The organism is Streptomyces sp. NPDC051322 (assembly GCF_040689485.1).
Classification (GTDB): Bacteria; Actinomycetota; Actinomycetes; order Streptomycetales; family Streptomycetaceae; genus Streptomyces.
The window spans coordinates 47,454-59,188 of record NZ_JBFBAK010000015.1 but is presented as its reverse complement, the minus strand read 5'-3'; the positions used below and the strand labels follow the sequence as shown (position 1 = coordinate 59,188).

The 11,735-nt window shown below is 71.3% G+C and carries 10 protein-coding genes; 4 read left to right on the top strand and 6 right to left on the bottom strand.

All coding sequences use genetic code 11. The features are described from left to right. Positions 1–12: 12 nt before the first annotated feature. On the bottom strand, positions 13–558 hold the full coding sequence (thpR, locus tag AB0436_RS27745; protein WP_366470675.1) for an RNA 2',3'-cyclic phosphodiesterase: 546 nt from the start codon (positions 556–558) through the stop codon (positions 13–15). Positions 559–665: 107 nt separating this feature from the next. On the opposite strand from thpR, the gene AB0436_RS27740 reads away from it, so the two are divergent. Continuing rightward, the gene (locus AB0436_RS27740; RefSeq protein ID WP_366470674.1) at positions 666–1,247 is read left to right on the top strand and encodes a Uma2 family endonuclease; all 582 of its coding nucleotides are present in this window, start codon (positions 666–668) and stop codon (positions 1,245–1,247) included. 19 nt (positions 1,248–1,266) lie between these two features. Here AB0436_RS27740 and AB0436_RS27735 read toward each other — a convergent pair whose 3' ends face one another. Together AB0436_RS27735 and AB0436_RS27730 are read right to left on the bottom strand one after the other, a co-directional pair. Continuing rightward, positions 1,267–2,595 carry an MFS transporter gene (locus tag AB0436_RS27735; protein ID WP_366470673.1) on the bottom strand — a complete coding sequence of 443 codons (1,329 nt, stop codon included), beginning with the start codon at positions 2,593–2,595 and terminating at the stop codon, positions 1,267–1,269. 72 nt (positions 2,596–2,667) lie between these two features. Continuing rightward, positions 2,668–3,105, bottom strand: a complete 438-nt coding sequence (locus AB0436_RS27730; RefSeq protein ID WP_366470672.1) for a MarR family transcriptional regulator — start codon at positions 3,103–3,105, stop codon at positions 2,668–2,670. Between the two features lie 134 nt (positions 3,106–3,239). On the opposite strand from AB0436_RS27730, the gene AB0436_RS27725 reads away from it, so the two are divergent. Beyond that, the gene (locus AB0436_RS27725; protein WP_366470671.1) at positions 3,240–3,422 is read left to right on the top strand and encodes a ribbon-helix-helix protein, CopG family; all 183 of its coding nucleotides are present in this window, start codon (positions 3,240–3,242) and stop codon (positions 3,420–3,422) included. Positions 3,423–3,475: 53 nt separating this feature from the next. On the opposite strand, the gene AB0436_RS27720 is transcribed toward AB0436_RS27725, so the two are convergent. Continuing rightward, positions 3,476–4,924 (bottom strand): NCS2 family permease, encoded by a 1,449-nt coding sequence (locus AB0436_RS27720; protein WP_366470670.1) that lies wholly within the window; start codon positions 4,922–4,924, stop codon positions 3,476–3,478. 212 nt (positions 4,925–5,136) lie between these two features. Between AB0436_RS27720 and AB0436_RS27715 the strand changes: the two genes are divergently transcribed. Then, complete coding sequence (locus AB0436_RS27715; RefSeq protein ID WP_366470669.1) at positions 5,137–5,424, top strand: DUF2530 domain-containing protein; 288 nt, start codon at positions 5,137–5,139, stop codon at positions 5,422–5,424. An 80-nt stretch (positions 5,425–5,504) separates the two neighbouring features. On the opposite strand, the gene AB0436_RS27710 is transcribed toward AB0436_RS27715, so the two are convergent. Both AB0436_RS27710 and AB0436_RS27705 read right to left on the bottom strand, forming a co-directional pair. Continuing rightward, positions 5,505–8,762, bottom strand: coding sequence for a molecular chaperone Hsp90 (locus AB0436_RS27710; protein ID WP_366470739.1), 3,258 nt, complete (start codon positions 8,760–8,762; stop codon positions 5,505–5,507). Positions 8,763–9,019: 257 nt separating this feature from the next. Beyond that, positions 9,020–9,928, bottom strand: a complete 909-nt coding sequence (locus AB0436_RS27705; RefSeq protein ID WP_366470668.1) for a DUF3027 domain-containing protein — start codon at positions 9,926–9,928, stop codon at positions 9,020–9,022. A gap of 437 nt (positions 9,929–10,365) precedes the next feature. Here AB0436_RS27705 and AB0436_RS27700 point away from each other — a divergent pair, with 437 nt between their 5' ends. Beyond that, positions 10,366–11,709 carry an MFS transporter gene (locus AB0436_RS27700; protein ID WP_366470667.1) on the top strand — a complete coding sequence of 448 codons (1,344 nt, stop codon included), beginning with the start codon at positions 10,366–10,368 and terminating at the stop codon, positions 11,707–11,709. Positions 11,710–11,735 lie beyond the last annotated feature (26 nt).

The following is an 11,735-nucleotide window of genomic DNA, read 5'->3' as shown; positions in this document are numbered from 1 at the left end:
CACGCTCCGAGGTTACGTGCCGGTCCCGAGCGGCCATGCGGCGACCACCTTGTACTGGGGGTCTGCCCCGCTGCGTACGAGCACCAGCTCACGTACGGTCCAGGGGATGCCGGTGAAGCCGGACAGGCCGTCGGTGTACCGGCCCAGGCCGGCGGCGGTGCGGCTCGTGGCGAGGGTGAGGTGCGGCACGTAGGGCCGGTGCTCCTCCATGGTGATCCCAGCCTCCTGCGCGGCGGCCTTCGTGGCGGCGGCAAGCGCGGCCATCGCGGTCAGCTGTCCGCCCGCTCCGGCCCAGAGAACCTTGCCCCCGAAGGACCCTCCCCCGGTGATGTTCAGCTCGAACGGCTCGTGGTGCCGGGCGGTGTGCGCGAGGCGGGCTTCGAGGGCGGGGATCAGGGTGTCGTCGACCTGACCCAGGAAGGCGAGCGTGTAGTGCCAGCCGGCCCGGCCCGTCCAGCGGAGGGCGTCGGCGCCCGGGAGCGTGCGCAGCGGGGCGACCGTGCGGGCGAGCTCATCGACGGCCTCGGGCAGCGGCAGCACGGCGGCGAACAGTTTCATGCGGCCAGTGTCCCTGGCCGGGCCCGCCACGTAACCCGGTCACCGTGCGTATCGTTGTACTGCGCGGCTGCCCGCATCCACGCGCGGCAGCGGGGAGGAGTGCCACGATGACCGTCATCGACGACAGGATCAAGATGGCCGACACCAGCGACGAGCGCACCTTGGACATGATGTTCGAGTGGCTTGAGGCGACCCCCGAGGGAATCAAGGTCGAGATTGTCGGGGGGCACATTTTCATGTCGCCGCAGCGGGACACCCACTGGGACATCATCCTGGACGTCGTCGAGCAACTGCGCGCCGTTTACCCACGTCAGCGCCTGAAATCCGACGTCCGCATCGATTTCCCGGGTCGGCTGAACGGCTTTGCCTCGGACGTCCTGGCTCTCGTGGACGGTGCCGTCAAGGATGACAAGGGCCGCTGGCGTTACCAGGACGTCGAGTTCGTCGCCGAGGTGATCTCGGAGGGCACGGCCACCAACGATTACGGGCCGAAGAAGGCCGTCTATGCGGCAGCGGGGGTCCCCGTCTACCTGATCATCGACCCGTACAAGGGGGTGTGGTACCTGCACACCCTGCCGAAGGACGACGATTACCACATTGTGGTCACGTTGAAGTTCGGTGACCCCGTGGACCTCACCGCCACCGTCGTCGGCCTGACGCTGCAGACCGACGACTTCCCCCGCGACTGAACCCGGTCGGCAAGCCCGGTCAGGCCGCCGTGGCCAGCTCCCCGCGCGGTACGAAGGACACGTGCCGGCGTCCGCGCCGGAGGTCGACCTCCAGGCGGAGGTTGGCGGCGCGAGCCAGCATCAGGCCGACGCCCATCGCCGCGACCGCGCAGATCGCGCCACCGAGCGTGAAGCTGACCCGTACCCCGTAGGTGTCGGTGAGCCAGCCAAAGAGCGGGCCGCCCAGCGGTGTGCCGCCGGTGAAGACCATCATGAAGAGGCTCATCACCCGGCCCCGCATCTCGGGATCGGTGCCCATCTGGACCGACGAGTTGGCGGTGACGTTGACCGTCAGACCGACCACGCCGATCACCGCGATCATCGGGGCGAACACCCAGACCGACGGCAGCCACGCGGTGATCACCTGGAGCATGCCGAAGCAGATCGCGGCGCCCACCAGGATCCGCAGCCGCGATGTGCCGCGACGGGCCGCCAGCAGTGCGCCGACCAGGGAGCCGACCGCCATCAGCGTGTTGAACAGGCCGTACATGCCCACGCCGCCGTGGAAGGTGCCGTTGGCGAAGGCGCTCAGCCAGATGGGGAAGTTGAAGCCGAAGGTGCCGACGAAACCGACCAGGACGATCGGCCAGATGAGGTCGGGGTGCTTGGAGACGTAGTTCAGGCCCTCGCGCAGCTGACCCTTGCCGCGCGGTCTGCGCGGGCTGTGGTGCAGCTCGCGGGTGCGCATCAGCAGCAGGCCGGTGATCGGTGCGAGGAAGGAGAGGCCGTTGGCGAGGAACGCCCAGCCGGGGCCGACGGCCGCGGTGAGGACACTCGCCACGGCGGGGCCGAGCAGGCGCGCGGTCTGGAAGTTCGCCGAGTTCAGGCTGACGGCGTTACGGACCTGGTCCGGCCCGACCATTTCGGACACGAAGGACTGCCGGGTCGGGTTGTCGACGACCGTGACCAGGCCGGTGAAGAAGGCGGTGAGGTAGACGTGCCAGACCTCCACATGGCCGGTGAGGGTGAGCACGGCGAGGAAGAGGCCGCCGAGGCTCATCGCACCCTGGGTGCAGAAGAGCAGGCTGCGCTTGGTGAAGCGGTCGGCGATGACGCCGCCGTACAGACCGAAGAGCAGCATCGGCAGAAATTGCATGGCCGTGGTGATACCGACGGCCGCCGAGGATCCGGTGATGCTGAGCACCAGCCAGTCCTGGGTGATGCGCGCCATCCAGGTGCCGGTGTTGGACACCACGGCACCGGTGGCGAAAAGCCGGTAGTTACGGATCTTCAGCGAGCTGAACATCGAAGTCCGGGCAGGGGTCTCTTGGGGTGCGGGGGCGGAGTGTGCTCCGGGTCCCGAACTCAACAGTGGTCGCCTCCTGGGCGTAGAGCGGGTGTGCGGCTGTGGATGCGGTGGGTGCGGCGTGGGGTGTGGCGGTTACAGACGTGCGAGTTTTTCCAGTACGGGAGCGGCGGCTTGAAGCCGGGTCCAGTCGTCCTCGTTGAGGCCCTCGGCGAGCTGGGCCAGCCAGACGTTCCGCTTGCGACGGCTCTCCGCCAGCATGGCTTGGGCCTCCTCGGTCTGACTGACGACCTTCTGCCGGCGGTCGTCGGGGTGGGGTTCGAGCCTGACCAGGCCCTTTGCCTCCAACAGCGCCACGATTCGGGTCATCGAGGGCGGCTGCACGTGTTCCTTGCGCGCGAGCTCCCCGGGCGTGGCCGAGCCGCAGCGGGCCAGCGTCCCGAGCACCGACATCTCGGTGGGACTCAGCGACTCGTCGACGCGCTGGTGCTTGAGGCGTCGGCTCAGCCGCATCACCGTGGAACGCAGAGTGTCCACGGTGGCGGCCTTGTCGTCGGACGATAGGTCAGGCATGGTCGTTAGCGTAACTCATTACCTTTACTAAAGACCACTCGAGTATGCCGTCCGGTGAGCGACATCACCCATATGAGTGAGGCGAGGCACGAAGATGACGCACGACGACGCTCGGCGGCGCAACCCTGGTCGGTATGGGATCGACTGTGCTCAGCCTGCGCATAGACGGTGAGCTACTGGACCGGCTTCGCGATCATGCCGCCAAACGCGGAATGAGCGTCCAGGACTACGTGGTCCGGACGCTCATTCGCGACGACTTCGACGAACGGTTTCAAGCAGCGGTCGAGGAGACCGAGAAGTTCTACGGTCGCACCTGAACCGAGTCGGTCAGGTCAGGCCCGGTCGGCAATGATCGGGTCAGGCCAGCCGGTCAGGTCAGACCCAGGGCCGGCATCGCGTAGTAGAAGACGAAGACCAGCGAGACGACGTACATCGCGACCGGGATGTCGCGCCACCGCCCGGCCGCCGCCCGCAGCACGACGAAGGAGATGAAGCCGATACCGATGCCGTTGGTGATGGAGTAGGTGAACGGCATCATCACCATGGCCAGGAAGGCCGGGACAGCGATGGTGAAGTCGGACCAGTCGATGTCCCTGACATTGCCCGCCAGGATCAGGAAGCCGACGGCCACCAGGGCCGGGGTGGCCGCCTGTGAGGGGACCATGGTCGCCACCGGGGTGAGGAACAGCGCCACCGTGAAGAGCAGACCGCTGACGACGCTCGCCAGACCGGTACGGGCGCCTTCGCCGACACCGGCGGTGGACTCCACGAAGCAGGTGTTGGCGGACGAGGAGGTCACACCGCCCGCCGCGACCGCGATGCCGTCGACGAACAGCACCTTGTTGATGCCCGGGAACTTGCCGTCCTCGTCCATCAGCTTGGCCTCGTCGCCGACACCGAGGATGGTGCCCATGGCGTCGAAGAAGGACGAGAGCAGCACGGTGAAGACGAAGAGCACGCCGGTCAGGACACCGACCTTGTGGAACCCGCCGAACAGGCTCAGGTGACCGACCAGACCGAAGTCGGGTGAGGCGACGGGGTTGCCGGGCCACTTCGGGGTGGTCAGACCCCAGCTGGGCACCTTGGTGACGGCTTCGATGATCATGGCGGCGATGGTCATCGCCACGATGGAGATCAGGATCGCGCCGGACACCTTGCGGATGATCAGCCCGAGGGTCAGCAGCACGCCGACCGCGAAGATCAGCACCGGCCAGCCGTGCAGGTGCCCGTCGGAGCCGAGCTGGAGCGGGACCGTGGTGTGGGCGTTGTCGGTGACGCGGGAGACGAAGCCCGAGTCGACGAGGCCGATCAGCAGGATGAAGAAGCCGATGCCGATCGCGATGCCCTTGCGCAGGCCGAGCGGCACGGCGCTCATGACCCGCTCCCGGAGCCCGGTGGCGACCAGGAGCATCACCACGATGCCCGCCAGTACCACCATGCCCATCGCGTCCGGCCAGCTCATCCGCGGCGCCAGCTGGAGGGCCACCACGGTGTTCACACCGAGGCCGGCCGCCAGCGCGATCGGCACATTGCCGATGACGCCCATCAGCAGCGTGGAGAAGGCAGCGGTCAGCACCGTGGCGGTGACCAGCTGGCCGCCGTTGAGGTGGTGCCCGTACATGTCGTGCCCGCTGCCCAGGATGATCGGGTTGAGCACGATGATGTAGGCCATCGCGAAGAAGGTGGCGAATCCGCCGCGGATCTCCCGGGCGACCGACGACCCCCGCTCGGAGATCTTGAAGAAGCGGTCAAGGGCATTCTGTCCGCCGGGGGGCGGCGGCTTCGTGGCGTCGACCGGAGCGGTGGCCGAGGAAGACATGCGCTGACCTCAGTTGTCATGGGGCGATGGAAAACGGCCAGAGTTGGACGTTCGCACGTATATAACCAGTCACGAATATAACCAGTCATTCAAAAGCCGTTTCAGTATGAATACATAGGTCGAAGATCGCTATCTCCGCGCGTAGACCCTTGTGCCGTCCGGCCGGGGCACTGGCCGGGGCCGGCCGAACGGGCCCCGCATAGACTGAGGCCATGGCGAAGTGGACACCAACGCATGAGGCACCCGAGCCCCTCGAGGGCCCGGTCGTCGCCACGGTCACCGGCGGCACGATCATCTGGTTCGTCCTCTTCCTCGTCCAGCTGCCCTTCTACGGCTGGTTCGACGACCACGGGCATCTGTGGTGGCTGTGGACCTGCGCGGCCGGCGCCGGGCTGGGGCTGATCGGCGTCTGGTACGTCCGGGGGCGCGACGCCGCGCTCAAGCGGGCCGCGACGGCCGAGCCGGGGGCCGGTCCTGAGCCCGGGGCCGCGCCGCAGTAGGGCGTCGCGGCGCCCGGCATCGCGCGGCCGGTCGAACCCCAGCGGGCCAGTCGGACCAGCGGGCCAGTCGAAGCGGCGGGTCAGTCGAACCAGCGGTCCCTCGCCAGCTCGTCCGTGCGGGACGGGTCCTCGATCAGCGCCGCCACCTCGAAGCGGCGCGGCCACTGCCCGGCCGACCAGGCCAGTCCGGCCGCGACGCCCTCCAGCGTGGCGGCGTGCAGGACGCCGTCGCGGGTGCGATGCCAGTCCAGCTCGATGCCGTCCGCCAACAGCTCCTCGTGCTCGATGTACGTGTCGGGGGTGCCGGGTCCGAGCAGTACCCGGACCGCCTCCGGCACGTCGTGTTCCTCGCCCGCCGTGGTCACCTCGGGCCGCACCGTCTCGCTGAGCCGTCGGACCTGGAGCAGCTCGGCCAGGTCGGCCGCGCGGTCCGGGGCCACCGGGAGCAGGGGGGTGCCCGAGGTCAGCGGCAAGAGGTCGGGGGCGTCTGCCACCAGCGCGTCGGACGCGTCCACCACCCGTACCTCGCCGTCCACCACGGCCCGCAACTCGTCGGGCAGCGTGACCTGTTCCGGGTCGAGCCGGGCCAGCTCGCCGTACAGCGCGTGCAACTGACGCGCGGACACCTCGCGGTCCGGATCGGCCAGCCGGCCGAGCAGCTCGGCCGCGCCGCCGGGCTCGTCGAGCAGGCCGGCCACCGAGGTCCGGACGCCCAGCGCCCGCAGCACCTGCTCGTCGTCGAAGCCGGTGGCGTCCACCTCGTCGTAGAGACCGGCCAGCAGCCGGTCGCCGCCCGCCGAGCGCAGACCGGCCGGGCGGCGGCCGTCCAGCACCGGGTGGTCCCGCAGCCACCAGGCGGTGTACGAGCGGACCGAGGCGGTCGTGCCGTCGGGCAGCAGGACCCGGACCTGCTGGGTCAGCGCGTCCCGGAGCGGGGGCTGCGCCAGCAGGGCGAGGGCCTGCGGCCACTTGTCGTCGTCGACCAGGTCCAGGTCCCGGACGGCGATGATCTCGGTCGCGACCGGCGGCACGTGGGCCCGCCCGTCGCCCGACCACCACCCCTCATCGGCACCGCTTCGCGTTGGCAGCGTCAATTGCAGCTGGTCGAGCACGTCCTCGCACCAGACGTCCACCGCGTCCAGCAGGCCCGGGTCGTCGGGCTCGGCGAAGTCGCTCTCGCGCGGCTCCAGCTCGTCCGGGTCCAGCACGACGTCCGTGGCGCGCACCAGGGCGAAACCGGCCAGCACCCCGCAGGCGGTCAGCGGCTGTTCGCCCCAGCGCTCGGCCAGCTCGCTGTCACACAGCGCGAGTTCGTCCTCGTGCATGATCTGCGCGAACGGGCTGCCGGGCAGTACGAGTTCGCCGGCCGGGGCGGGTTCACCGTCCTCGTCGGGGAGGGCCAGGGCGGCGAGCCAGGGCTCGTCGCCCGGCTCGAGATTCGCCTCCTGTACGAGAGCGAGCACGATCTCGGCGAGTTCGTCGGAGTCCGGCGCGTCCTCCTCCCAGATCTCGCCCTCGTCCAACGAAGCCGCGACGGCGGCCCGGACCTGCGGGGTCGTCAGTACGGCACGGGGCGTGGCGGGCGCCGCGCCGAGCTTCTCCAGGAGGGGGTGCGCGGCGTCCGGGTGGGCCACCTTCAGGCCGAGCCGGGTCAGGTTCGCCGGGGTTTCGGCGAGCGGCAGCAGCACCTGCCGGGGACCGACCGCCGTACGGCCCGACGCGAGCGGCACCGGCAGCCCGGCCAGCTGGTCGGGGTCGACGCCGGCCAGCGTCTCGTACAGCCGCCGCCACCAGGACGGGGCACGTTCGGCGCCGCCGATACGGTCGATGGCGTCGCCGAGCGTCAGCCGCCCGACGCCCAGGGTGCGCAGCTCGGGGCGGCGTTCCAGGCCTGCGGGCAGCAGCGTCGGCAGCACCTCGGCCAGCACCCGTACGGTGTCGGCGCCGGCGCCCTCGACGACCTCGGCCTCGAAGGGCCGCAGCGCGGCCGGCCGGTCGCCCGGCTCGTCGCCGGTCTCGTCGACCGGAGCGGCGGGCTCCTCCCCGAACTCGTCGGTGTCGGCGGAGCGGGGCGCGGCGGGGGCGAGGAAGGCGACCCGGGCCAGCCGCTGCAGGATCGCCGCCCGCAGCGCGCCGTCCAGTTCGCCCTTGCCGAGCGGCCCGGGCACCAGGTCGATGGTGCCGACCGATACCGGCTGCCAGCCGCCGAGCAGCTCGGCGTAGCAGTCGGCCGCGCGCTGCACCAGGAAGTCGGTGAGCGGTCCGGGCGCCGGGTGGCGGCGGGTGGTGTCCAGCGGCAGCGAGGCGATCAGCAGGGCGGGTACGCCCAGCGGCTCGTCGGTCGGGGTGGGCGCGTGCACCACGGGCGTGGTGCGCGGGCGCACCGGGGCACCATCGGCGTCCACCGGGACGGCCCAGGTCACCGACCAGTGCGGCCGCAGCCGTTCCTCGACGGGGCGGCCTTCGAGCAGCTCCCGGTCCAGCGGGCCCTGGCCGCTCACGGTCCGCCAGCGGGTGGTGCGGGTGGTGGGTGCGGCGGGCCCCGTTGTTGTGTCGGTGATGTGGACGTACCGGCCGTGCGCCGTACGGGTCAGGGTGCGGAGACCCTGCGGGGTCTCGACGGCGACCTCGGTGAGACCCGGCAGGGTCAGCAGCAGCGCGTCGTCGATCGCGGCGATCAGCCGCTGAACCAGATCCTCGGCGCCGCCGTCGCGCAACGGCAGGATGACCACGGTGTCGTAACCGTCCGGCGCGGAGCCCTCGGCGGGCAGCGGCAGCCGTAGCAGGGGTACGTGGCCGTCGCGGCGGCGCAGTTCGTCGTCCAGGCCCGGGCCCGGGGCGGCCGGGGCCCGGTGTGCGGCGTCGGTCGCCAGCTCGCGGGCCTCGGCGAGGGACCACCGGACGCCGCCGTGCCGGCCGATGACGGCCGGCTCGTCGCTCACCGCGAGGACGGCGGCGAAGCCGACGCCGAAGCGGCCGACGGCGGCTTCCGTGTCGGCCTCGGTGCGTTTGGCGGAGGCCCGGAGGGTGCTCAGCGACTCGACGCCCGTCGCGTCCAGGTGGGCGCCGGTGTTGGCCGCGACCAGTACGGCGGGGTCGCCGCCGGTGCCCGGTCGCAGCGTCAGCCGGAACCGGCCCGGCACGCCGGCCCGGGCTGCGGCGTCCGCCGCGTTCTGGGCCAGCTCGACGACGAGGCGGTCGCGGTAGCCGCCCAGGGCGAGGTCTTCCTCGGCGTTGGCGTCCTCGCGGAAGCGGGCGGGGGTGGTGGCCCAGGCGTCCAGGACGCCGTGTCGGATGCGGGCCGTGCCGAAGGGGTCGGCTCCGTTCGTGTCTTTCACGATCACGGCTCGTGGCTCCTTCTTGCGGGGCGGGGTCTGAGGGGGAACGTACCGCGTGGGGGTGGGCGGGTGTGCCTGCGGCGCTTGTCCCCTCCCCGCCCCTCCGCACCCACCCCAGCTCACACCGCACCCGTCGGGTCTCGGTCCACCCCGATGTCACAGCGGGACGCTGACGCCCAAGCAAAATCAAGCCCGTCCGGAGCTCGAGGACCGGGGTCTGGGGCAGAGCCCCAGAAGGGGACCGGGCGTCCGGCCCCTCAGGAGTGCCCCAGATCCTCCGCCCCGGCGGACTCCACCGGCACCGACCCCCCGGCCGGATCCGGCCGCAGGGCAAAGACATCTGCGGCCGTCGAGTCGAGCACCAGCGCGGCCGGCCGCGGCGGGGCCGGCATGACGGCTGCCTCGGAGTGGCCGCCGCAGCCGTAGGAGAGGGAGACCACGTGCCCGTCCCCGGGGCTGAACTCGTTGGAGCAGACGCCGAAGGCCTGCCGCAGCGAACCGGCCAGCGGCAGCAGGAAGGCGCAGGACGCGCAGGTGGCGGGGGCCGCTTGGGCCATGGGGGTGCGGGGGCCGTACTCCTCGTCCCAGCGGTCGGCCGCGAGGTGCAGGCCGTAGCGGGAGAGGACCCGCGCGCGGCGCATGCCGAGTTCCTCGGCGACCGCGGCGAGCGTGCCGCGGGCCGGGACCGCGGTGCGGTCGGTGACCTCGGCGTCCTCCGCGTCGACCCGCTCGGCGAGTTCCTCGGAGACGACGGAGTTCGGCGGCGGCGCGTCCTCGCCGGAGTATCCGGGCTCCAGGCGAAGGTCCTCCGCCTCGGTGGGCAGCAGGTCGCCGGGGCCCAGGTCGCCGGGGCGCAGCCGCTCGCTCCACGGCACCCACTCGGGGGCCAGCAGCGAATCGGGGCCGGGCAGCAGGACCGTCTCGTCCAGCGTGACGAACTTGGCCCGCGAGGCGCGGGCGACCGTCACCGCCCAGCGCCACCCCCGGTAGCCGGCTTCCTTGCATTCGAAGTAGTGGGTGACGACCCGGTCACCCTCCGCCACCATGGAGACGTGCTCACCGACCACCCCGGGGAAGGCGGCCTCCTCGGCAGCCTCACGGGCCAGGCCCACTGCCTCGGCGCACAGGCGGTCAGGGGTACGGCTTCTTGTCGTCGCAGCACTCACAGGTCTCGCTTCTCTCCTACGCCGTCTCACGGGTGCGCCGGACGAACATCGTGTACGGGAACGGGCGGAGCGGACCTGGGGACCGCGTCAACGTCCGCGCCCGACATGCCCGGGGCGGCACCTACTCCTACCCATTCTGCGGGATAACGGAGAGGCGCACAGCCAAGGGCAACCGCCGGTGGCGCGCTGGAGGCTGCCGATCGCTCCCGGGCGGATGAGCCCGCGGCGTCCGGCGCCGCATCGCAAGCCGGGGATCGCCCGAGTAGCGGACGCTACTCGCGGTCCCCGACAGCGCAGCGAAGTGCGGTGACAGGCGTCGCGGGCCCGCCCGGGAAAGGTCGGCAGCCTCTGTGCACGCTACCCTCTCTCCGGCTCGGGTCCCACCTGCCCGTCCGAATCCCGGTTCGGGTCGTACGGGGTTGGGGCACTATGACGGGGTGACCACCGCAAGGTCGTCCCACCGAACCGGCACGGCGCGCAGAGCGGGCCGCGCGGTCGGTCATGCCCTCTACCGGCCGTTCACCGGCACCGCGAAAGGGATCAGAAGGGCCACCCACGCCCATGGGGCAGGTGAGTCGGGGCTCGGCAAACTGATCGAGCTGCACGCGGTGAACAGCATGGGCGACGTCATGATCACCGTGGCCCTCGCCTCCACCGTGTTCTTCTCCGTGCCGACGGACCAGGCCCGCGGCCGGGTCGCGCTGTATCTGGCGGTCACCATGGCGCCGTTCGCGCTGCTCGCCCCGGTGATCGGACCGCTGCTCGACCGGCTTCCGCACGGCCGCCGGGCCGCGATGGCCGGCGCGATGCTGGCCAGGGCGCTGCTCGCCATCACCATGTCGGGCGCGGTGGCCACCGGTGGCCTGGAGCTCTACCCGGCCGCGCTCGGCGTGCTGGTCGCGTCGAAGGCGTACGGCGTGGTGCGCAGCGCCGTGGTGCCGCGGCTGCTGCCGCCGCGGTTCTCGCTGGTGAAGGCCAATTCCCGGGTGACGCTGGGCGGTCTGCTGGCGACCGGGATCGGGGCGCCGATCGGCGCGGGGCTCCAGCACATCGGCTCGCCGTGGCCGCTCTACGGCGCCTGCGTGGTCTTCGGCTTCGGCACGTTCCTGGCCTTCACGCTGCCGCCGAAGGTGGACTCGTCGAGGGGTGAGCACAAGGCCCGGCTGGTGGAGCAGGAGCGGAAGCCTTCGCTCCGTACGGTCGGCCCGTCGGTCTTCAAGGGGCTGCTGGCCAACGCCACCTTGCGCTGTCTCTCCGGCTTCCTGATCTTCTTCCTGGCGTTTCTGCTGCGGGTGCACCCCCTGGCGGGGCAGAGCGCGGCGGTGTCGTTGGGCATCGTCGGGGTCGCGGCGGGCGCCGGCAACGCGCTGGGCACCGCGGTCGGCGCGCTGCTGCGCTCCCGCCGCCCGGAGATCATGATCGCCGCGGTGCTGGCGCTGGCGCTGGGCACCGCCGTGATCACCGCGGTCTTCTTCACGCCGGTCCTGCTGGCGCTGCTCGCCGCGGTCGCCGGGATCTCGCAGGCGCTCGGCAAGCTGTCGCTGGACGCGATGATCCAGCGGGATGTGCCGGAAGAGGTGCGGACGTCGGCGTTCGCCAGGTCCGAGACGCTGCTCCAGATGGCCTGGGTGGTCGGCGGCGTCATCGGAATCGCGCTGCCGCTCAACGGCGTGCTGGGCATGTCGGTGGCTTCCGCACTGGTCACCGCGGGCGTCGTCGGGACCGTACGAGGGCTGCTGCAGGCGACCAAACGCGGCGCACCGCACCCCCGCGTGGCGTGACCTGCACCGGACGATAGCCTTCGGCC

Coding starts and splice junctions, on each gene's coding strand:
- thpR (WP_366470675.1), bottom strand. CDS start 558: ATGAAACTGTTCGCCGCCGTGCTGCCGCTGCCCGAGGCCGTCGATGAG.
- AB0436_RS27740 (WP_366470674.1), top strand. CDS start 666: ATGACCGTCATCGACGACAGGATCAAGATGGCCGACACCAGCGACGAG.
- AB0436_RS27730 (WP_366470672.1), bottom strand. CDS start 3,105: ATGCCTGACCTATCGTCCGACGACAAGGCCGCCACCGTGGACACTCTG.
- AB0436_RS27725 (WP_366470671.1), top strand. CDS start 3,240: ATGGGATCGACTGTGCTCAGCCTGCGCATAGACGGTGAGCTACTGGAC.
- AB0436_RS27720 (WP_366470670.1), bottom strand. CDS start 4,924: ATGTCTTCCTCGGCCACCGCTCCGGTCGACGCCACGAAGCCGCCGCCC.
- AB0436_RS27715 (WP_366470669.1), top strand. CDS start 5,137: ATGGCGAAGTGGACACCAACGCATGAGGCACCCGAGCCCCTCGAGGGC.